21 protein-coding genes are annotated in these 21,178 nt (G+C 66.3%); 14 read left to right on the forward strand and 7 right to left on the reverse strand.

The window, feature by feature from the left end:
• Positions 1-3: 3 nt before the first annotated feature.
• The 3 genes from argJ to ACESL5_RS03040 are packed head-to-tail and all read left to right on the forward strand — an operon-like array spanning position 4 to position 2,755.
• Positions 4-1,233 carry a bifunctional glutamate N-acetyltransferase/amino-acid acetyltransferase ArgJ gene (argJ, locus tag ACESL5_RS03030; RefSeq protein ID WP_372591308.1) on the forward strand — a complete coding sequence of 410 codons (1,230 nt, stop codon included), beginning with the start codon at positions 4-6 and terminating at the stop codon, positions 1,231-1,233.
• A 3-nt stretch (positions 1,234-1,236) separates the two neighbouring features.
• On the forward strand, positions 1,237-2,223 hold the full coding sequence (locus tag ACESL5_RS03035; protein ID WP_372591309.1) for a thiamine phosphate synthase: 987 nt from the start codon (positions 1,237-1,239) through the stop codon (positions 2,221-2,223).
• Between the two features lie 40 nt (positions 2,224-2,263).
• The gene (locus ACESL5_RS03040; protein ID WP_372591310.1) at positions 2,264-2,755 is read left to right on the forward strand and encodes a hypothetical protein; all 492 of its coding nucleotides are present in this window, start codon (positions 2,264-2,266) and stop codon (positions 2,753-2,755) included.
• 34 nt (positions 2,756-2,789) lie between these two features.
• Here the strand turns inward: ACESL5_RS03040 and ACESL5_RS03045 are convergent, their stop codons facing one another.
• The gene (locus tag ACESL5_RS03045; RefSeq protein WP_372591311.1) at positions 2,790-3,338 is read right to left on the reverse strand and encodes a Smr/MutS family protein; all 549 of its coding nucleotides are present in this window, start codon (positions 3,336-3,338) and stop codon (positions 2,790-2,792) included.
• Between the two features lie 141 nt (positions 3,339-3,479).
• Between ACESL5_RS03045 and surE the strand changes: the two genes are divergently transcribed.
• The 6 genes from surE to ACESL5_RS03080 all read left to right on the forward strand — a co-directional run bounded on the left by surE (position 3,480) and on the right by ACESL5_RS03080 (position 8,388).
• Positions 3,480-4,220, forward strand: coding sequence for a 5'/3'-nucleotidase SurE (gene surE, locus ACESL5_RS03050; RefSeq protein WP_372591312.1), 741 nt, complete (start codon positions 3,480-3,482; stop codon positions 4,218-4,220).
• 46 nt (positions 4,221-4,266) lie between these two features.
• Positions 4,267-4,884, forward strand: coding sequence for a protein-L-isoaspartate(D-aspartate) O-methyltransferase (locus ACESL5_RS03055; RefSeq protein WP_372591327.1), 618 nt, complete (start codon positions 4,267-4,269; stop codon positions 4,882-4,884).
• Positions 4,881-5,462 (forward strand): YqaA family protein, encoded by a 582-nt coding sequence (locus tag ACESL5_RS03060; RefSeq protein WP_372591313.1) that lies wholly within the window; start codon positions 4,881-4,883, stop codon positions 5,460-5,462. Before ACESL5_RS03055 ends, ACESL5_RS03060 begins: the two co-directional genes overlap by 4 nt.
• 499 nt (positions 5,463-5,961) lie before the next feature.
• The gene (locus ACESL5_RS03070) at positions 5,962-6,264 is read left to right on the forward strand and encodes a murein hydrolase activator EnvC family protein (protein ID WP_372591328.1); all 303 of its coding nucleotides are present in this window, start codon (positions 5,962-5,964) and stop codon (positions 6,262-6,264) included.
• Positions 6,265-6,648: 384 nt separating this feature from the next.
• A complete protein-coding gene (rpoS, locus tag ACESL5_RS03075; RefSeq protein WP_372591314.1) occupies positions 6,649-7,650 on the forward strand; it encodes an RNA polymerase sigma factor RpoS in 1,002 nt (333 codons plus the stop codon).
• 216 nt (positions 7,651-7,866) lie between these two features.
• Positions 7,867-8,388 (forward strand): MarR family winged helix-turn-helix transcriptional regulator, encoded by a 522-nt coding sequence (locus ACESL5_RS03080; protein ID WP_372591315.1) that lies wholly within the window; start codon positions 7,867-7,869, stop codon positions 8,386-8,388.
• 23 nt (positions 8,389-8,411) lie between these two features.
• Here ACESL5_RS03080 and ACESL5_RS03085 read toward each other — a convergent pair whose 3' ends face one another.
• Positions 8,412-9,929, reverse strand: a complete 1,518-nt coding sequence (locus ACESL5_RS03085) for a leucyl aminopeptidase (RefSeq protein WP_372591316.1) — start codon at positions 9,927-9,929, stop codon at positions 8,412-8,414.
• A gap of 229 nt (positions 9,930-10,158) precedes the next feature.
• Between ACESL5_RS03085 and ACESL5_RS03090 the strand changes: the two genes are divergently transcribed.
• Positions 10,159-10,461 (forward strand): hypothetical protein, encoded by a 303-nt coding sequence (locus ACESL5_RS03090; protein ID WP_372591317.1) that lies wholly within the window; start codon positions 10,159-10,161, stop codon positions 10,459-10,461.
• Positions 10,462-10,573: 112 nt separating this feature from the next.
• Here ACESL5_RS03090 and ACESL5_RS03095 read toward each other — a convergent pair whose 3' ends face one another.
• The 3 genes from ACESL5_RS03095 to ACESL5_RS03105 form a co-directional block, all read right to left on the reverse strand.
• A complete protein-coding gene (locus ACESL5_RS03095; RefSeq protein WP_372591318.1) occupies positions 10,574-12,337 on the reverse strand; it encodes a sodium:solute symporter family protein in 1,764 nt (587 codons plus the stop codon).
• 21 nt (positions 12,338-12,358) lie between these two features.
• Positions 12,359-12,619 carry a DUF4212 domain-containing protein gene (locus tag ACESL5_RS03100; RefSeq protein ID WP_372591319.1) on the reverse strand — a complete coding sequence of 87 codons (261 nt, stop codon included), beginning with the start codon at positions 12,617-12,619 and terminating at the stop codon, positions 12,359-12,361.
• A gap of 172 nt (positions 12,620-12,791) precedes the next feature.
• Complete coding sequence (locus tag ACESL5_RS03105) at positions 12,792-14,690, reverse strand: DUF294 nucleotidyltransferase-like domain-containing protein (protein ID WP_372591320.1); 1,899 nt, start codon at positions 14,688-14,690, stop codon at positions 12,792-12,794.
• A 72-nt stretch (positions 14,691-14,762) separates the two neighbouring features.
• On the opposite strand from ACESL5_RS03105, the gene ACESL5_RS03110 reads away from it, so the two are divergent.
• Positions 14,763-15,278 carry a GlcG/HbpS family heme-binding protein gene (locus ACESL5_RS03110; RefSeq protein ID WP_372591321.1) on the forward strand — a complete coding sequence of 172 codons (516 nt, stop codon included), beginning with the start codon at positions 14,763-14,765 and terminating at the stop codon, positions 15,276-15,278.
• A gap of 12 nt (positions 15,279-15,290) precedes the next feature.
• Here ACESL5_RS03110 and ACESL5_RS03115 read toward each other — a convergent pair whose 3' ends face one another.
• Positions 15,291-16,190, reverse strand: coding sequence for a cation diffusion facilitator family transporter (locus ACESL5_RS03115; RefSeq protein WP_372591322.1), 900 nt, complete (start codon positions 16,188-16,190; stop codon positions 15,291-15,293).
• Positions 16,191-16,266: 76 nt separating this feature from the next.
• Positions 16,267-17,130: a thioredoxin gene (gene trxA / locus ACESL5_RS03120; RefSeq protein WP_372591323.1), complete on the reverse strand. Its 864-nt coding sequence runs from the start codon at positions 17,128-17,130 to the stop codon at positions 16,267-16,269.
• A gap of 192 nt (positions 17,131-17,322) precedes the next feature.
• Here trxA and parE point away from each other — a divergent pair, with 192 nt between their 5' ends.
• The 3 genes from parE to ACESL5_RS03135 all read left to right on the forward strand — a co-directional run.
• Positions 17,323-19,227, forward strand: a complete 1,905-nt coding sequence (gene parE / locus ACESL5_RS03125; protein WP_372591324.1) for a DNA topoisomerase IV subunit B — start codon at positions 17,323-17,325, stop codon at positions 19,225-19,227.
• Positions 19,228-19,233: 6 nt separating this feature from the next.
• Positions 19,234-20,988, forward strand: a complete 1,755-nt coding sequence (locus tag ACESL5_RS03130) for an autotransporter assembly complex protein TamA (RefSeq protein WP_372591325.1) — start codon at positions 19,234-19,236, stop codon at positions 20,986-20,988.
• Positions 20,985-21,178, forward strand: a 194-nt coding sequence (locus ACESL5_RS03135) for a hypothetical protein (RefSeq protein ID WP_372591326.1), incomplete at its 3' end; no start/stop codon positions are given. The genes ACESL5_RS03130 and ACESL5_RS03135, both read left to right, overlap by 4 nt.

The raw sequence follows: 21,178 nt of genomic DNA on the forward strand, positions 1-21,178 counted from the left end.
GGCATGAGCGTTGGACTGACGCCCCCCGCCCCCGGGGAACTCCGCCCCATTCCGGGCATCCGTATCGGTATCACGCAGGCGGGCGTACGCAAGGCCGGTCGCGACGATCTGGCCGTGATGCTTCTACCCGAAAGGGCAACCATGGCCGGCGTGTTCACGCAGAACCGCTACTGTGCGGCCCCGGTCGTCATGTGCCGGGAGCGACGCGAGAGCGACGTCGCCCCGCGGGCGCTGGTGATCAACACCGGCAACGCCAATGCCGGCACCGGTCGCGACGGCATGGAGAGAGCCGAGGCGGTCTGCCACACGCTGGCCCACCGGCTGGGCTGTGACGATCGAGCCGTCTGGCCGTTCTCCACCGGGGTGATCATGGAGACCCTGCCGTCGGAAAAGATCATCGCCGCGCTGCCGGCGGCGGTTGCCGAGGCGGTCGAGGACAATTGGCTGCGCGCCGCCTCGGCGATCATGACTACCGATACCATCCCCAAGGGCCGCTCGCTGACCCGCGTGATCGGCGGGGCCTCGGTGACCATCACCGGGATCGCCAAGGGGTCGGGGATGATCCATCCCAACATGGCGACGATGCTCGGCTACATGGGGCTGGACGCGCAGGTGCCCAAGCCCGTGCTGCAGGCCATGCTCGACGAGGTCACCGAGGACAGCTTCAACCGGGTGACCGTCGACGGCGACACCTCGACCAACGATGCCTTCATGCTGATCGCCAACGGCCGGGAGGGCAGCCTCGAGGTGTCGAGTGTCGACGACCCGAACTACGCGCCGTTGCGTGACGCCGTCGCCGAGGTGGCCGTATTCCTCGCCCAGGCCCTGGCGCGCGACGGCGAGGGCGCGACCAAGTTCGTCACCATCGAGGTGAGCGGTGGTCGCGACCGCGCCGAGTGTCGCCTGGTGGGCAAGGCGATCGCCCACAGCCCGCTGGTCAAGACTGCGCTGTTCGCCTCGGATCCTAACCTCGGGCGGATACTGGCCGCGGTGGGCTATGCCGGCATCGATGACCTGGACGTGGGCCGGGTCGGGCTGTGGCTGGGCGACGTGCGGGTGGTGGTCGATGGCGGCCGCGACCCGGACTACGTCGAGGCCGAGGCGGCGGCGGTGATGGCCGAGCCGGAGATCACCATGCGCATCGACCTCGGCCGGGGCAGTGCGGTGGACCGGGTCTGGACCTGCGACTTCTCCTACGACTACGTCAAGATCAACGCCGAATACCGTTCCTGACCCGTGAACGATCGTCCCCGGGTTGATATCGTCCTCGGCGTCCTGAGAGAGCCGTCGGGACACGTGTGGGCGGAGATCCGCCCGGATGGAGCGCATCTGGCCGGTGCGCTGGCTTTCCCCGGCGGCAAGCGTCATCAAGGCGAGTCCCGGCGCGATGCCCTGCGACGCGAACTGGTCGAGGAATGCGGTGTGCAGGTGCTGCGCGCTCGTCGGCTGATGCAGGTCGCCTGGGACTACCCTGATCGCCGCCTGCATCTGGTGGCCTTCGAGGTGACCCGCTGGCGGGGAGAGCCCCGGGGGCAGGAGGGGCAGCGAATCGAGCGCCGCCTGCTGTCTCCGGCCACGCGACTCGAATGGCTTGCGGCGATGCCGCCGGCGAACCGGGGGCTGGTCAATGCCCTAGTGCTGCCCCGCTGCATGGCGATCACTCGACCGGCCCGCCGCGGCGAGTCCGCGGGGGAATGGACGGACCAGGTGAAGGCGAGACTGGCCGATCTGCCGGCGGCGGTGGCCGTCAACCTGCGCCCGGGCGGAGAGATCTCGCTGTCGGCGGGGGAATGGAGTGACCTGGTGCGGACCGTGTCTCGGGCCGGGCACTGGCCGATCGTCAACCCGGCAGGCGATTCGGCATTGCCTGACGGCCTGCCTGCCGGCGCCGGCGTGCATCTGAACCACCTGCGGTTGTTGCGGGCGAACCGCGCGACGGTCGAGGCCTGGCAGCAGGAGGGGCGGCCGGTAACAGCCGCAGTCCATGACCGCGTGACTCTGGAGCATGCCAACGATCTCGCGGTGGATCTGGCGACCATCTCGCCGGTGCGGCCGACGGCCACCCACCCGGAGGCCGCGGGCATGGGCTGGCCGGCGTTTGCCGAGCTGGCCGCGCGGGCGCGCATGCCGGTGCTGGCGCTGGGCGGGCTGTCGATGCGCGACCTGCCCCGCGCCTGGCGACGGGGCGGACATGGGATCGCGTCGATCTCGGCATTCTGGTAGGCATTGCGACAACCGTCATCCCGGAGGGCGCGGAATGAACATGAAACAGGCGAAATGGCTGGTGGCGTCGCTGCTGATCCTGGGGGTGCTGAGCTACCTCTGGGGGCGGGCGCCGTCGAAGCTTTCCTTCGACTCGCCGACGTCAGGGCCGCTGACCCAGGTGGAACCCCCCCGGGGATGCGAGGTGAAGGGGGAGGGTTGCCTGGTGCCGATCGAGGGGCTGGGCGAATTCCGCGTCACCATGCCCGAGACGGTGGTCCCGCTCGAGCGGTTCGCCTTCGAGGTCGACCCGCAGGGGGAGGCGGCCCGGTCGGTCGGAGAGGTCCGGGTCGATTTCGAGATGGTCGACATGGACATGGGCATCAACGCCTATCGCCTCGAGCGGCTGGCGGACGGCAGCTACCGGCAGGACATCATCCTGCCGGTCTGCACCACCACCCGCACCGACTGGATCGCCAATCTCACCATCCGGAGCACGGAGGGTGGCTTCCTGGTCCGACTGCCGTTCAACGTCGACAGGTCCCGGCCGTGACCGCGTGCCTGCGGAGCTCGTTTCCGGGGGACTTTCAGTCGTGCGGGCTGGTGCGGCGCAGCAGGAGGTAAAGCGCGCCTGAGCCGCCGTCGTGCGGTGGCGCGGAACAGAAGGCCACCACGTCGTCGCGCTGGGGAAGCCACCGGTTGAGCATGGACTTGAGCACGGGGCGCTGGTCGGCCGAGCGATAGCCCTTGCCGTGGACGATGCGTACGCAGCGCCGCCGTTCGGCACGCTCCACCCGGATGAAGGCGGCCACGGCGACGCGAGCCTCCTCGACCGTCATGCCGTGGAGGTCGAGAGAGGCGGACACGCTGTAGCCGCCGCGCTTGAGCTTGCGGAGAATGGTCTTCTGCACGCCGGGGCGCAGGTATTGCATCTGCTCCCCCTGTTCGGGAGCCTCGACCTGGTCGCTGAAGGCCAGGTCGTCGACCATCTCGTCAAAGCCCGGGTCGCGTCGTGGCCGGGGACTGGGCCGGGGGCGCTCGGGTTCGACCCGGTGGTCCTCGACCGGGTCGACCGCACCCACCGCGTCCAGGAACAGGGCGCGGTCTTCAGGATCGATGCGTGATTTTCCACTCATTGGCGCATCATAGCCTGTCCTCCGGGGCAGGCGCCATGCGCGCGGATCCGCTCCCTGGCGGGCTGAATTGCGGAGCCCCAGGCGGTATCCTCTGTGTGGTGGCCGGCCCGCACCTTTTCTACAACGAACGTGAATCGACGCATGCACATCCTTCTGAGCAATGATGACGGTTACCTCTCCCCGGGATTGAACATCCTGGCCGATCGCCTGTCGCGCTTTGCCACGGTCACCATGGTTGCCCCCGACCGGGACCGCAGCGGCGCGTCCAACAGCCTGACGCTTTCGCGCCCGCTTCGGCCCCGTCAGCTCGAGGAGCGGCTATGGGTCATCGACGGCACCCCCTCCGACTGCGTGCACCTGGGGATCAAGGGACTCCTGCCCCAGATGCCGGACCTGGTGGTCTCCGGCATCAATCACGGTGCCAACCTGGGTGACGACGTCCTCTATTCGGGCACCGTCGCGGCGGCCAGCGAAGGGCGCGCGCTGGGGCTGCCGGCGATCGCTGTTTCCAGCCAGTCCTTCTCGCCGGAGCACCTGGATTCCGCCGCGCACTGGGTCGAGTGGCTGATCCACCGTTTCGACGATCATCCGATCCCTGCCTACACCCTGCTCAACGTCAACGTGCCGGACCAGCCGCTCGAGCAGATCCACGGCATCCGTTCCACTCGACTGGGACGGCGTCATCCGTCCGGGCAACTGGTGCGGGACATCGATCCGCGGGGGCGGGAGATCGTCTGGATCGGTGCCGCCGGCGAGGCGGAGGATGCCGGAGAAGGGACGGATTTCCAGGCCCTGGCTGAAGGTTGGGTCTCGGTGACGCCGATCCACTTCGACATGACCCGCCACGAGGCCATGTCGGCCCTCGAGCAGTGGCTGTCCTGAGGGAATCGCCTTGTTTCAACGTGATTACCAGTGGGCGCGCCGCGCCATGCTTGATCGGCTCGAGGCACAGGGCATACGGAACAGGCCCGTACTGCAGGCGGTCGAGTCGGTTCCGCGCGAGGTCTTTGTCGACGAGGTCCAGAGCGTGCGTGCCTACGAGGACTGTTCCCTGCCGATCGGGCAGGGGCAGACCCTCTCCCAGCCCTACATCGTCGCTCGCATGACCGAGCTGGTGATGGGCGGCGAGACCCGGCTGAACCGCGTGCTCGAGGTGGGTACGGGGTCGGGCTACCAGGCCGCCGTGCTTGCCCAGCTCTGCCAGACGGTCTTCACCGTCGAGCGCATCGGTGCCTTCCTCGAGCAGGCGCGGCGGCGCCACCGGCAGCTTGGCCTGCTGAACATCCGCTACATGCATCGTGACGGGTTCAAGGGCTGGCCCTCGCAGGCTCCCTACGATGGCATCGTCGTCACGGCCGCCCCGGATGCCGTGCCGCCCGAGCTCAAGCAGCAGCTCGCCGTCGGCGGGCGGCTGGTGATACCGGTGGGCGCCCAGGGAGGGGGGCAGAAGCTTACCGTGATCACCCGACTCGCCGGGAACGAGTACCAGACCCGCTGGTACGACCTGGTCACGTTCGTGCCGTTGCTGCCGGGAGAGCTGGTATGAGGTTGTTCGGCCCGCTTTACGATCGAGTGCTGGCCTGGTCGGCCCACCGGCGCGGCCCGGCGGTGCTGGGCGGGCTGAGCTTCGCCGAGTCGTCCTTCTTCCCCATACCTCCCGACGTCATGCTGATGCCGATGGCGCTGGCCCGGCCGCGGTGCTGGTGGTGGTTTGCCCTGATCGCGACCGTCGGCAGCGTGCTCGGCGGGATGCTGGGCTACCTGATCGGCATGTGGGCCATCGAGGCGATCATGCCGTGGCTCGAGAGCTCGAAATATGCCGGTGCCTTCGAGCAGGCCCGCGAATGGTTCGCCCGCTGGGGCTTCTGGGCGGTGCTGGTGGCGGGCTTCTCGCCCATTCCCTACAAGGTGTTCACCATCGCCGCCGGGGCGATGACGATGAATCCGCTGGGATTCTTTCTCGCCTCGTTCGCGGGGCGGGGCGCCCGGTTCTTCCTCGTTTCCGGGCTGGTTGCCTGGGCCGGCCCGCGCATCGCGCCACGGTTGCGTCAGTACATCGAGTGGCTGGGCTGGTTGTTCGTGCTGCTGCTGATCGCTGCCATACTCGTCTGGCAGTTCCATTAGGTCCGGATCGGGGGAGAACGGCTTGAAGTTGCGCCCGACAGCGAGTCCTATCAGGTCTTTGGTCCCTGCGGTGGTTATCGCCCTGCTGCTGGGAGGTTGCGCGAGTTCCACCGACTACCGAAGCTGGGAACGCGGTGCCCCCGTCTATTACGTCAAGGGGGGCGATACCCTCTATTCAATCGCGGTGGCGAACAACCTGGACTGGCGCACGGTGGCGAAATGGAACGGTATTTCCGATCCTCGCCAGCTCAAGATCGGGCAGAAACTCCGGCTGTCCCCTCCCGGGAGTGGCCGCAGCCCATCCACCTCGGCGACTGCCTCATCGAGCCATGCGACGCCAGTGAAAGCGCGTGCCAACTCGTCCGCGGGAACGCGTACCACGCAACCGTCCTCCAAGGCATCCTCCGGCGGCTCGCCCGCGTCACCAGTGCGCTGGTCCTGGCCGCTGGAAGGTCGGATTCTGCATCGGTTCAGCGAGGGCGCGCGAGCCCAAAAGGGAATGATCATTGCGGCCGCCGTCGGCAAGCCGGTTCAGGCCTCGGCTGGAGGCACGGTGGTCTATTCGGGTGACGGGCTCCCCGGTTACGGCAATCTCGTGATCGTGAAGCACGACGCCGAATGGCTGTCTGCCTATGCCTACAACCAGAGTCTCCTAGTGAACGAGGGCGACCGGGTCAAGGGCGGGCAGACGATCGCCCGGGTCGGCCCCCGCGACCATCGCAAGCCGGATGATGGTGGTCACCTGCTGTTCCAGATCCGCCGCCAGGGAAAGCCGGTGGACCCGGAGCGATATCTGCCCTGATCCGAACCGGACTTCCTGCCACTCGGCCTTTTCCCGTTACCGCATTCCTCGCCCGCCCTTCGCCATGCGGGTCGTCGCCTGGCGCGATGCTCCACTCGCCTGTCGGATGAAAAACTTGTGCGCCATGTCCCTGTCACATCCCTTGTGGACAATCGACTGTGCGGGTGAATTTATGTACATGTCCTGTACAATAATTTTCATCGACGTCCCGTGTTAGGCGTTGGAACGAGTGCATCAGCAGGTTCTGTTGATCCATTTCGATAATTTCGAAGTTGTGATGTTGTCTTATTCGATCTCGTAGGTATTGATCAGTCCATATGACTATGCAAAGGTTGTACACCTAGATCGATCGGCAATATCGCATTTTGAGCGAGGGAGACGACCATGGCACAGGTAATGACCAATGACGGTATCCATCAGGCCGGACCTGCGAAAATCGACGGTGCGATGGACGAAACCGACACGATCGTGCCGACCCTTCGCGAGAGAAAGCGTGCGGCCGAACCGGTAGCCGCGGAGTTCGCACGGACGTTCAACGTCGACGACTCCGAGTCGCCTGACCCGGTTCGTCTGTACTTGAAGGACGTGGAGACCGAGCGGCTGCTGACCCCGGCCGAAGAGGTGGATTTCGCGCGGCGTGCCCAGGCCGGCGAGGAATGGGCGCGTCAGAAGATGATCGTCTGCAACCTGCGGCTGGTCATCAAGCTTGCCCGTCGATACATCAATCGGGGGCTCGACCTGCTCGACTTGATCGAGGAGGGCAACCTCGGGCTGATGCGGGCGGTGGAGAAGTTCGATCCGGAGCGAGGCTTCCGCTTCTCCACCTACGCTACCTGGTGGATTCGCCAGACCATCGAGCGTGCGCTGATGAACCAGTCACGCACCGTGCGTCTGCCGGTGCACGTGGTCAAGGAGGTGCACTCCTATAACCGGGCCGCCCGGCGGATCTCGCAGAACCAGAACGGTGACGTGAAACCGGAGCAGATCGCCGAGCATCTCGACAAGCCGGTCAAGGATGTCCTGAAGGTGATGTCCTACAACGAGCGCGAGTCCTCGTTCGACAGCCCGTTGAAGGGAGACGGGGAGTTCTCTTTGCTCGACATGGTACCTGACGAAAATAGTGCGCTTCCCGAGGAAGAGCTTCAGGACAGCGGGGTGATGCAACTCCTCGATCGCCTGATCGACAAGCTCGATGGCAAGCAGCGCGAGGTGCTGATGCGGCGCTACGGCCTGCGCGGCCACGAGCCGGCCACTCTCGAGCAGGTCGGCAGCCTGCTGGGCTGCACCCGTGAACGGGTTCGACAGATCCAGCTGGAGGCCGTGCGTCGGCTCAAGCAGTATGCTGCCGCCGAAGGGGTGACGGCCGACGTGATCTTCAGCGAATGACCCGTCGGTCGGGGTGATCTTGCCCGCCATCAACCAAACTCATGCGTGAGTCGTGACTGCCCGCCCTCGATTACCGGGGGCGGTTTTTTGTGCCTATCGCTAGATAGGCTAATAGTTGGACGGAACCGCCGTGGGTGGCAAACTGTCTGAGAGCGGCGTGCCGACAAGCAGGTACGGCCGTTTGCCATCTCTTCAAGAAAAGGTTCGACACGCTCGATGGACGATCAGGATCTTGCATTCGACATTTGCGCCGAGGAGCGGGTGCCCGTGCTGCTCCACCGGGTGGATCAGCTGTGGCGGCAACTGATGGACAACGAGCTGGCGCACCATGGTCTGAGTCAGGCCAAGTGGCGGACGCTCGCGATCCTGTCGCTCCACCCGGACGGGCTGATCCAGTCCGAGCTGGCCGAGGAGCTGGGTATCGAGGGCCCGTCGCTGGTGGCCATGATCGACCGGCTGTCGCGCGACGAATGGGTCGAGCGGGTCCAGTGCGGTTCCGATCGTCGCTGCAAGATCATCCGACTGAGCGAGCGGGCCCTACCGCTCATCGACGAGATTCGGGAGAGCGCGGAGAGGCTCTACGCGCGTACCTTTGCCGAACTCGACGTGCCGGGTGTGGGCATTCCCGATATCGAGCGCTACTTCATCGCGCTGCGGGACCGCCTCTACGAGAATCTCCCGGAAAAGAAGCGCCAGCAGCGCCGGCGCAATCTCGCCCGAGTGGCCGGGGAAGACTGACCGGGGATCCGTCCGGTTCCCTCCTACTTCTTCCCGACCGAGGCTTGCTCGGCCCGCTTCATCAGGAATTCCGCGAGCAGGGCGACCGGACGACCCGTCGCTCCCTTGGCGTCGCCCACCTTCCAGGCCGTGCCGGCAATGTCGAGGTGCGCCCAGTCGTATTCACGGGTGAAGCGGGAAAGGAAAGCCGCTGCGGTGATGGTGCCGCCCTCGCGCCCGCCGATGTTGGCCATGTCGGCGAAATTGCTCTTGAGCTGATCCTGGTACTCGTCCCACAGCGGGAGCTGCCAGACGCGGTCGTTCGCGTTCTCGCCGGCCTGGATGAGCTCGTTGGCCAATGCATCCTTGTTGCTCAGCACCGCGCTCGGCACACGTCCCAGCGCGATGAGGCACGCTCCGGTGAGCGTGGCCAGATCGATCACCGCCTGGGGCTTGTAGCGACCGGCGTAGGTCAGGGCATCGCAGAGGATCAGGCGTCCTTCCGCGTCCGTGTTCAGGACCTCGATGGTTTGCCCGGACATGCTGCGGATCACGTCGCCCGGCTTCAGTGCATTGCCGTCGGGCATGTTCTCCACCGTCGGCACCAGGGCTACTACGTTGATCGGTAGTTGCATCTCCGCCACCGCCGACATTACCCCGATGGTGGCGGCGGCCCCACCCATGTCGAATTTCATCTGGTCCATGTCCGGGCCGGGCTTGAGGGAGATGCCGCCGGAATCGAAGGTGACTCCCTTGCCGACGAGCACGATGGGCGGCGTGTCCGCATCGGCACCCATGTGCTCCATCACGATCATCTTCGGCGGCTCGCTGCTGCCTTTCGCTACGGAGAGCAGGGCGTTCATGCCCAGCGCTTCCATGCGTGATTGGTCGAGCACCTCGACCTGCAGGTCGACGTGGGTTTCCGTCATCTTGCGCGCGTAATCGGCCATCGTGGTCGGCGTGAGCAGGTTGCCGGGTCGGTTGGCCAGGTTCTTGGCGACGCGCACGCCGTTGCTGATGGCCGTGGCCTCGCGTACGTGGCGCTCGGCCTCCATCAGGTCCTTGCGGTTGGAAAGAATGAAGGTGACCTTGCGCAGGGGCCGACGCGGGCCGAGCTCCTTGTCCGTCTTGAGTTCGTCGAAACGGTAGAGGGTGTCCTCGATGGAGACGATGCTCTGGCGAAGGACCTGCTCGAGCGAGCAGCCGCGGATGTCGATCTCGGTCAGGTGGCTGACGCACTCGGACGTGCCGCGATGATGCAGCGCCTCGACCGCGGCACGTGTGGCCTTGACGAGGCCGCGGATATCGAGTTCGCGCTCCTTTCCCAGACCGACGAGCAGTACGCGATCCGCCTGGATGTTGGGTACGCCGTGCAGGAGCAGGGTGTCGCCGATTTCACCATCCATGTCACCCCGGCGCGTGACTGCCGTCAGAAAGCCCTCACTTGCCCGGTCGATGGTTTCCGCCGCCGGCGTCAGCCGACGTGACTCGAACACGCCGACGATCAGGCAGGCGGTTCGCTGTTTTTCCGGGGCGCCACTCTTTACGGAAAATTCGAGCACGGTGGAGACTCCTTGGGGTTGTTTCGCGTCACTGGGGGCGGACATGCCGGAGCGGCGCCGAGTCCATCTGCATGGCAGGTGCTGGCGGTTTGCTGCCGCAGTCCGCGGGAATCCGGAAGTGTCAGTCTAGCAAACATCGGGCAATGCCCTCGCGAGCTTCCGGTTCCGGTAAGAGCGCTGGTAGCATTCGAACACGTTCAGACACGCGGATAACAGCCGAGGCGATGCCATGAAAGACGATCACGACAGGAAACCGGATGCTCCGGAAGAGGAGGAGTTCGAGCCGGGGATCGGTGATCCGTACCGGTTCGAGGCCCCAACGCGCCAGCCGGGGTTCGCCCGTGCCTCCAAGTACATGCTGATCGTCGGTGCGATCATGTCTGCCGTCGGTGTGGTCGCCGGCCTCGGCCCCATGGTCTTCGGCTCCTCCGAGGAGAAGCTGCAGCTCATGAACCTGCTTATGCTCGCCCCGGCAGGAGTGATCCTGATGTTCGCCGGCATCACCGGCTGGGTGATTGCCGGGGGACGCTGAAATCGCCTCTTGCTAGAGCCCGAGCCGCCGGTCCTGCCGGCGCCGTGCAGACACAAAAAAATCCCGGGCACTGCCCGGGATTTCTTTTGGTCGACCAGTCTGGCTGGCGAGGTTACGAGGCGCGCGGGACGCGGACTTCCTCGACCAGTTCCTGGATCTCCGCCGGCGGCGGGGTGGTCATCTTCGCGACGAGGATCGCCACGATGAAGTTGATCGCCGCGCCGATGGCACCGAACGAGGTCGGGTTGATGCCGAACAGCCAGTTCTCGGCATTGTCCGGCAGCATGTTGGTGCCCGGGATGAAGAACCAGCCCTTGTACCAGAAGATGTACAGCAGGGTGATGGTCAGACCGGCCAGCATGCCCGCGATCGCGCCCTGCTTGTTCATGCGCTTGGAGAAGATCCCCATCATCAGCACCGGGAACAGGGAGCTTGCGGCCAGACCGAAGGCCAGTGCCACAACCTGGGCGGCGAAGCCCGGCGGGTTGAGGCCCAGGTAGCCGGCGATGATGATCGCCACGGTCATCGAGATCCGACCGGCCATCAGCTCGTTCTTCTCGGAGATGTTCGGCATGAACACGCCCTTGAGAAGATCGTGCGAGATGGCCGACGAGATCGCCAGCAGCAGGCCGGCGGCGGTCGACAACGCGGCGGCGATACCACCGGCGGCGATCAGCGCGATGACCCAGTTGGGCAGGTTGGCGATTTCCGGGTTGGCCAGAACCATGATGTCCCGGTCGACGGTCAGCTCGCTGCCCTGCCAGCCGTACTCTTCCTCGGCCATGGCCGCGAATTCTTCATTGTTGTCGTTGTAGTACTGGATGCGGCCGTCGCCGTTCTTGTCCTCGAACTCGAGCAGACCGGTGGTCTCCCAGCTCTTCATCCAGGCAGGACGATCCTCGTAGACCAGGTTGCCGTCCGCGGCCCCGATCTGATCGGTGTCCTGCACGGTCTTCAGGGTGTTCCACATCGCCATGGCGCCGACGGCCGGGGCGGTAGTGTAGAGGATCGCGATGAACAGCAGGGTCCAGCCGGCAGACTTCCGGGCGTCACGGACACGCGGGACGGTGAAGAAGCGCACCAATACGTGCGGCAGACCGGCGGTACCGATCATCAGTGCCAGCGTCAGCAGGAAGGTGTTCATCAGGTCCGGGGTGGCCGTGTACTCGGCAAAGCCAAGGTCGACCAGGACCATGTCCAGCTTCTGCAGCAGGTACTGGTTCGAGCCGTCGGTCAGCTCGGCACCGGTGCCCGTCTGCGGCAGGAAGTGGCCGGTCAGCTGCAGGGAGATGAAGATCGCCGGCACGGTGTAGGCGAAGATCATGATCACGTACTGCGCGATCTGCGTGTAGGTGATGCCCTTCATGCCGCCGAGCACCGCGTAGACGAACACGATGCCCATGCCCGCGAACAGGCCGACCTCGACCGAGGTCTCGAGGAAGCGCGAGAACGCCACGCCGACACCCTTCATCTGGCCGATGACGTAGGTCAGGGAGATGACCAGCAGGGCGATGACGGCAATGACGCGCGCGCCTTGGGAGTAGAAGCGGTCACCGATGAATTCCGGCACCGTGAACTTGCCGAACTTGCGCAGGTACGGTGCGAGCAGCATTGCCAGCAGCACGTAACCGCCGGTCCAGCCCATCAGGTAGGCAGAGGCCGAGTAGCCGTTGAAGGCGATCAGGCCAGCCATCGAGATGAACGATGCGGCGGACATCCAGTCGGCGGCAGTTGCCATGCCGTTGAGGACGGGGTTGATCCCCTTGCCGGCGACGTAGAACTCGCTGGTGGTGCCCGCTCGGGCGACGATCGCGAGGACGAAGTAAAGCAAGAAGGTGGCGCCGACCACCAGGTAAATCAGGGTCTGAAGTTCCATGTATCTTGGGCTCCTGCGTTATCAGTCTTCGGCGACGCCGAATTTCTTGTCGATGGCGTTCATGCGCCAGGCGTAGAAGAAGATCAGCACCACGAAGGTGAAGATCGAGCCTTGCTGCGCGAACCAGAAGCCCAGCGGATAACCGCCCAGCATGATCTGGTTGAGCGTATCGACCAGCAGAATGCCGAATACGTAGGACACCAGGAACCAGACGACCAGACAGCCGAACAGCACCTTCAGGTTGGCACGCCAGTAATCGGCGCGATTGGAACGTTGCTCCATAAGTGGCTCCTCGAGTTATTCGATTCGGTGGGTTCCGAACGTTTTGTCTTCCTTTCTCGACCCGGATTCGGCCGCGTAGAGGTGGACCGGATCCCGGCGCATCGTAAGCCTACTGGAACAATGGCCCAAATGGGAACCTTTATGCGGAGGGGCGAGTTCCGAGCGATCCGGGTCAGAGCTGGTAGGCGATCGCCAGGTGCTGCTGGAGCTTGCGGGCGATGCGGAACGCCTCCTTGAGCAGGCGTTGGGTCAGCCCGTCGAGTCCATCGGGGTCGATCAGGTTGTCTGGTGCCTCGCCGCGCGCGATCTGTTCGTACTGGTGCCGCAGTCGCAACCGCTGGATGAAGTCGTAGGCGGCCTTGAGGTCCTCGGCCGGCAGGGCGCGTTCCGGGACCAGTGCCAGCCGCTGGTCCGTGCGCGTGACGGTGGCTCCCTTCGCCAGTGCCTCGATGCGGGCGGCGTCCACGAAGGGGGTGGCGCCGTCGGTCTTGATGTCGATGCCGCGCTGGCCTTGCCGGCTGCGGGTGCGGAAACCGCCGAACAGGGTCAGCGGCGGTTGCAGACGCAGCGCATTGGCGGCCAGCTGCCGCCGGAAGCGGCTGTTCTTGCTGGCCGGCTCACGCCAGCTTGCGGCCCACCGGTCGAACAGCGACTCGTCGCCGGCCAGGGCGCGGGCATCGAAGAAGATAGTGGCGTTGAGCAGATGTTCCGGGGTGCCCTGGTCGATCCAGCCGCGGAAGCGTTGCGACCACTCCTCGACCGACAGGCACAGGTCCGGGTTGCCGGCCATGATGTTGCCCGGGCAGAGCGGGTAGCCCAGTTCGTCGAGGGCCTCGTTGATGCGTCGGGCCAGCGGTAGCAGTTGACGACGTGCCCCGTCGGGGTCTTCCATGCCGTCGAACACCAGCCCGTTGTCCTGGTCGGTCGCCAGTGTCTGCTCGCTGCGGGCCTCGCTGCCGAAGGTGAGCCAGCACCAGCGCAGGTCGGCCGGCAGGGGGGCGTCCTCGAAGGTCAGCGTGATCACGCGGTGGGCGATGGCGTCGTTGATGCCGCTGACGATGCGGCTGATCGGCGCGAAACCGGAGCCCGAGTCGAGCAGGGCGCCGACGATGCCCGGCACCTCCTTCCGGATGGCGGCGAGCGCCTCGATGCCGTCGGCCTGCCGGATGCGCTGGTGCATCAGGCCGGGCGTCATCGCGTTGACACGGTACAGGCTCGCCTCGTCGATGACTCCCAGCGGCACGAGGCTATCCGGTTCCGTGACCAGCAGATGGTGGAAGCCATGTTCGGCGAGGATGACGGCGGCCTCCAGGACAGAGGTATCCGCGTCGACGGTGACCGGATCGCGGGTGGCGATGTCGGCCAGGGTGACGTCGGGGTCCTGCGCACGGGCGATCCCGCGGAAGGCCAGATCCCGCAGGGTGGCGATGCCCCAGCCGGTATCCAGTTCGACGAGTATGGCCTCGCTGCCGGCCGATTCGAGGCGGTCGGCAGCGCTGGCCAGCGGCGTGTCACCACCGAGCACCAGCGGATTGGCCTCCAGCCGTTGCCGGATTGGCGTGGCCGGGTCGAGCATCGCCCCCTGTCCGACGATGCCGGCGTCCCGCTCGCCGGCGGCGGCCAGTGGTGGACGGCTCAGGAGGTGGCCAATGCGGCGGTTGCAGAAATCGGCGAAATCCTCGCTCTCCCGACGGAGGCGGTGGAACGCCTCGGCGGGCAGGACCACCGCCGAGCCTGCCTCGGCCACCATCTGGCGGGTGCCGACGGGACGCTTCTCCAGCAGTGCGCCGAGCGGGAAGCTGTCGCCGCGACCCAGCGACCAGACGGGCTCGCCGTCCGAATCGCCCGCCAGGCCGTCGACGCGGCCGGACAGCAGCACGAAGAACGCATCGGGCGGCCCCATGTCCGGGTCGAGCAGCACCTCGCCACGCCCGAGCGGGCGGATGCGCGCGCTGGACATGGCCCCGGCGAGGGTTTCTGTGTCGATACGATCGAACGGGGCTATCTCGCGCAGGGCGACAAGCGCCTCACGCGCCTCGTCGGGAAGGTCGGTCGGAATCGGCTTGTCCATGTTCGCTCCGCGGGTTGTACCGGCCTATGCTCGGGTGGACTCAATGCCCACAACCATAGCGGAGGTTCTTCCATGAGGGGAGCGCGAATGCGTCTTCTGGTGTTGTCGATGTTGCTGGTCACCACGGTGGGTCAGGCCGAGGAGCATGCCGATGGTGCGGGCGATGTCGTTACCAGCGACCGCATCGGTATGGGGTTGGCCGCCGACCTCGCCGAGGAGGCGGTGGCTGCCTGTACGCGACGGGGTTACTCGGTGACCGCGGTGGTGGTCGACCCGTCCGGGGACCCGCAGGTAATGATGCGTGCCACCCATGCACCACACTTCACGCGCCAGATCGCCACGGACAAGGCCCGGGCGGTCGTCCTGGCCGGGATCGATTCCGGCGCCTTCCGCGCCAACCGGGAGGATATCCGCATGGAGATGAATCACGTCGACGGCATCCTCGTGCTCGACGGGGCGGTGGTGATCGAGTCAGCCGGCTCGACCATCGGCGCGCTGGGGGTGAGCGGCGCACCGGGCGGGGACAAGGACGCCGAGTGTGCCCGAGAGGCGCTGGACGCCTTCTTCGACCGCCTTCAACTGCGCTGACGGCCGAGCGTCTCAGTCGTCGATAGGACAGGGGCGGCTGCCGTGCTCGATCTGCACGGTGGCATGCCGGATGCGGAAGCGGTGCTGCAGGTCCTGCTGGAGCTCGTGGAGGAAGGCATCGCTGTCGGCGGGCGGTTGCGGCATCACCAGATGCACGCTCAGGGCCGTCTCCCGGGTCGAGAGCGCCCAGACATGCAGGTGGTGCCGGTCGGTCACGCCGGGCTGGCTGTCGAGAAAACGGGCGACCTCGTCGAGATCGACCTCGTCCGGAACGCCCTGCAGCACCAGTTGCAGGGAACGCCGCACCAGGCCGGCGGCGGGCACGAGGATGACTACACTGACGATGATGCTCAGGATGGGGTCGATGCGCGAGAATCCGGTCAGGAGCACGATCACTCCCGATATCGCCACGGCGACCGAGACGGCCGCGTCGGCGGCCATGTGCAGAAAGGCGCCACGCACGTTGAGGTCGTCCTTCTGCCCGGAGAGCAGCAGCCAGGCGGTCAGTGTGTTGATGACCACGCCGGCCAGTGCCACGCCGATCACCACGAGACCGTGCACGTCGGGCGGGTCGATCATCCGCATGCCGGCTTCCCAGAGAATCCACAGCGAGACCAGCGCGAGGGTGATGCCGTTGACCAGCGCGGCGAGAATCGTGGTGCTGCCCAGCCCGTAGCTGAACTGGGTGCTGGCCAGGCGGCGGGTCAGCCGGTTGGCGCCCCAGGCCAGTACCAGCCCCAGCACGTCGCCGAGGTTGTGCGCCGCGTCGGCCAGCAACGCCATGGACTGACCCAGAATGCCGGCCACGGCCTCGATGATGACGAAGGCGAGATTCAGGACAATGCCGATCCCCAGCGCACGGCCGGCGGCATCGGTGACAGGGGGAACGTGATCGTGATGATGGGCGTGCATGGCCGTGAGTGTAGGCCAGCGCCGCTGGATGGTGCCGCCCCGGGAGAGGAGCCTCGCGGCGGGGGCGGCGGGTCGGTCAGTGCAGCAGGCCGAACATCTTGCGGCGGTACTGGCGGGTCAGCGGGTGTTCGCCGCCGAGCATCTCGAACAGGTCGACCATGCCACGTCGCCCGGCCTCGTCGTTGTAGGCGCGGTCGCGCAGCATCATCTGGTAGTACTGCTCCAGCGCGCCCTCGATGTCGTTGCGCATGGCGAGCTTGGCGGCCAGCGCCTCGCGGGCCTCGCAGTCCTTGGGGTCCTTCTCGATCCGGGCGCGGAGCTCGTCTTCCGGCGGGCCGGATTGCGCCGAACGGGCCATGCCGATGCGGGCCTTGAACGCCTTGACGTCGTCGCGTGTGGCCGCGTCCACCGGCAGCGATTCGAGGATCTCCCAGGCCTGATCGAGGTCACCCTGCTCGGCGATCAGATCGGCGATGTCGAGCAGCACCTCGACGTTCCCCGGCTCCTGCTGGTTGGCTTGCTTGAGCAGGTCCATCGCCTGGTCCATGGCACCCGCGGCGCGCACCTGCTGCGCCTCGCGTCGGAGCTTGTCGATCTCGGAGAGTACGTGCCGGCCGATGAACTCGCGGATCTGCCCCTCGGGCAGGGCGCCCTGGAACTGGTCGACCGGTCGTCCGCCGACGAACATCATCACCGTGGGCAGGCTGCGCACTCCGAATTGCTGGGCGAGCTCCTGCTCCTCCTCGGTGTTGACCTTGGCGAGCTTCACCTGGCCGTTCATGCTCTCGACCACCTCCGAGAGCAGAGGCATCAGCTGGCGGCACGGGCCGCACCATTCGGCCCAGAAGTCCACCAGCACGGGCGTTTCCCGGGAGGCGTCGAGCACTTTGTCGGCGAATTCCGGGGTGGCAACGGAAAAGACGTTCTCGCTCTCGCTCATGGTCTGGCTGTCCTCGATCGATTGACGGTATGGCTGCGTGACGTTCGGAATGAAACCGGATCCTGGGCGGATATGGCGGCACGACGCGGCCATTTCAAGGGCAACGTCCGCCGGTGCGTGTACACTTTCTGCTGGTGCCCGCGTGCGGACGCAATCGCGCCCGCGTCGTTCAACTTCATGCAACCGTTGATTATGGCTGAAAGATCCGACTATACCGCCGGCTCGATCGAGGTGCTCACCGGGCTCGATCCGGTCAAGAAGCGCCCGGGCATGTACACCGATACCACCCGGCCCAACCACCTGGCCCAGGAGGTCATCGACAACAGCGTCGACGAGGCCATCAGTGGCTACGCCAGCCGGATCGACGTGACGGTGCACGCCGACGGGGCACTGAGCGTGGCCGACGACGGCCGCGGCATGCCGGTGGACGTGCATCCCGAGCACGGCATCACCGGGGTCGAACTGATCCTCACCCGGCTGCACGCCGGCGGCAAGTTCTCGGACAAGTCCTACCAGTTCTCCGGTGGTCTGCACGGGGTAGGTGTGTCGGTGGTCAATGCGCTATCCGACCGTCTGGTCGTGGAGATCAAGCGCGACGGCAAGCTCCACCGCATCGAGTTCGCCCATGGTGACGTCACCCGCCCACTTGAGGTGGTCGATACCGTCGGCAAGCGCAACACCGGCACGCGCCTGACCTTCTGGCCCGATGTGAGCTACTTCGACCAGCCGCGGATGAACATGGCCCGCCTGCGCCACGTGCTGCGTGCCAAGGCCGTGCTCTGCCCGGGGCTCAAGGTCAGCCTGACCGACGATGCCAGCGGTGAGCGCGAGGAGTGGTGCTATGCCGACGGTCTGCGCGACTACCTGCTCGAGAGCGTCGCCGACCAGGAGGTGTTGCCACCGGAGGGCTTTGTCGGCCACATGAAGGCCCCGGACGGGGGGCGCGCCCAGGAGGTTTCCTGGGCGGTCGTCTGGGCCACGGAGCCCGGCGAGGGGCTGACCGAGAGCTACGTCAACCTGATCCCGACCCTGCAGGGCGGGACCCACGTCAACGGCCTGCGGCAGGGGCTGACCGAGGCGATCCGCGAGTTCTGCGAGTTCCGCAGTCTGCTGCCGCGCGGCGTGCGTCTGGCGCCGGAGGACGTGTTCGAGCGCGTGCGCTTCGTGCTGTCGGCCAAGTTGCACGATCCGCAGTTCGCCGGGCAGACCAAGGAGCGCCTGTCCTCGCGTGAATCGGCGAGTTTTATCGGCGGGGTGGTCAAGGATGCGCTCTCGCTGTATCTCAACCAGCATCCGGATGCCGGCGAGAAGATCGCGACCATCGCGATCGAATCGGCCCAGAGCCGCATCAAGAGCGAAAAGAAGGTGGCGCGCAAGCGGGTGACCAGCGGCCCGGCCCTGCCCGGAAAGCTGGCCGACTGCGCGTCGACCGACCTTTCGCGCACCGAGCTGTTCCTGGTGGAGGGCGACTCCGCCGGCGGTTCGGCCAAGCAGGCCCGCGATCGCGACTTCCAGGCGATCATGCCGCTGCGGGGCAAGATCCTGAACACCTGGGAGACCGACCCGGCCCAGGTGCTCGCCAGCCAGGAAGTGCACGACATCGCCGTGGCCCTGGGGCTGGAGCCGGGGTCGAACGACCTGTCCAAGTTGCGATACGGCAAGGTCTGCATCCTGGCCGACGCCGATTCCGACGGCCTGCACATCGCGACCCTGCTTTCGGCGCTGTTCCTCCGGCACTTCCCCGCGCTGGTGGATGCCGGGCACGTCTTCGTCGCCATGCCGCCGCTGTATCGCGTCGACATCGGCAAGGAGACCTTCTACGCGCTCGACGAGCACGAGCGTGACGGCATCATCGATCGCATCGAGGCGGAAAAGCGCCGCGGCAAGATCCAGGTCACCCGCTTCAAGGGGCTGGGCGAGATGAACCCGGTGCAGCTGCGCGAGTCGACGCTCGCCCCGGCTACCCGCCGACTGGTGCAACTCAAGGTGGAGGGCGACGACACCATCGAGGTCTTCGACATGCTGCTGGCCAAGAAGCGTGCCGCCGACCGCCGCGCGTGGCTGGAGCGAAACGGCGATCTCGCCGAGGTGGTGTAGTTGCTCATGCCGCGTCTAGGCGCGGCCCGGCTTGCCCTGGCGATGCTTGCCATGGCGTGGCTGTTCGGGGCGAGGGCGGCGATGGGCGCCCCGAGCCCGCAGTTTCAGCTGACCGGTCTGTCCGATACCCGCCTGATCACCAACGTCGGCCTGTCCGTGCCGCGAATCGGCTTTTCCTGTCAGGCGAGTACCGCCCATATCCGCCGCTACCTGGATGCCGCCATCGAGGCGGCCGAGGAAGCGTTGCAGGCCTACGGGTACTTCAATGCCCGCATCCGCCCGTCGATCCAGCGACGAGCGGAGTGCCGTGATCCGGCGCTCGATATCGATGCCGGACCGGTCACCACGATCGAGTCGGTGAGCATCGACCTGCCCGAACCGATCCGCGAGATCGAATCGGTGCGCGAGTTCGTGAGCGAACGACGCCCGCAGGAGGGCTCGCCTCTCGACCAGGCCGCTTATGACGCCCTTCGCGATGGAATCCTCTCTCGCGTGCAGAAACTGGGCTACCTCGATGCGCGTTTCACCCGGCGGGAACTCGTGGTCGATCCGGCCACGCAGTCGGCGCGCATCGCCCTGGCGCTCGAGTCGGGGTCGCGCTATCGCTTCGGCGAGGTGGTGATCGAGCAGTCCATTCTCGAGCCCGAACTCGCCCGCCGTCTGACGGGCGTGCCGCCGGGCGCGGCCTACACCAGCCGCGATCTGTTGGCGATGAACCGCAACCTGACCGGCACCGAGTATTTCGAGTCGGTGTCGGTTCGCCCGATGCTCGACGAGCGCGAGAACCTCGAGGTGCCGGTCGAGATCACCACCTATCGCAACCCGCGGACCTCCTACGAACTGCGCGCCGGTTACGCCACCGACGTCGGGCCGCGCGTGGGCGCCGGCGTCAAGCGTCGCTACGTCAACAAGCGGGGCCACCAGTGGTCGGCCCGCACCCAGCTCTCGGCGATCGAGCAGCGCCTGGAGACCAGTTACACCATCCCGCGGGCGGCCGATCCGTTGCGCGAGCGTTATGACATCTACGCCCGGGTCACGCGCGAGGACAACAACGACATCGTCACCACCGCGGCGGCCAGCGGCGTGCAGTGGGTGCGCCAGACCGAACGGTGGACGCGATCGCTGTTCACGGAGTACCTGCTCGATCGGACGCGCTACGGTGACGAGCCGGCCGAGTCCAACGGCTTCGCCATCGTCGGTGGCCGGCTGGGTTACCAGGGGCTCGACGACCCGCTGTTCCCCACCCAGGGCGTCGTGTTCGACGTGTCGCTGCAGGGCGCGGCCGAGCCGATCGCCTCGGCGGCCAGTTTCGTCCGTGGCCGGGCCTTTGCCGGTGGTTACCTGCCGGTGGGGAAATGGATCTTTGCCGGGCGTGCCGAGGCGGGCATGATCGCGACCGACCAGTTCGACAAGATGCCGCGTTCGCTGCGCTTTTTCACTGGCGGTGACCGTTCGGTGCGGGGTTACGAGTACGAGTCGCTCTCTCCCCGCGACGAGGACGGCACGCGTACCGGCGGCAAGTACCTGCTGGCCGGGAGTCTCGAGGCCATGTTCCCGGTGGTCGGGGATGACTGGTATCTGGCCGCCTTCGTCGATAGCGGCAATGCCTACACTGACCCCGAGGCCGAGCTCAAGACCGGTGCCGGGGTGGGTGTGCGCTGGCGCTCGCCGGTGGGCATCCTGCGCGTCGATATTGCCCAGCCACTGGACGGCAGTGATGGCCTGCCGATGCTGCATCTCGGGTTGGGGGCAGCGTTTTGAGCACGGCTTCAGCTCTCCTGACATCCTTGGTCTGGCTACGGCGACTGGTGCTGATCGCCGGCTGGTCGGCGGTGCTGTTGGCAATCCTGGCGGTCGTCGCCGGCTGGTGGCTTACCGCCACCCCCGGCGGGGTTAAGTGGGCACTGGCGCAGGCCGAGCGGCAGTTGCCGGCACTGTCGATTGGCGAGTC

The organism is Guyparkeria sp., from assembly GCF_041687595.1.
Lineage (GTDB): Bacteria > Pseudomonadota > Gammaproteobacteria > Halothiobacillales > Halothiobacillaceae > Guyparkeria.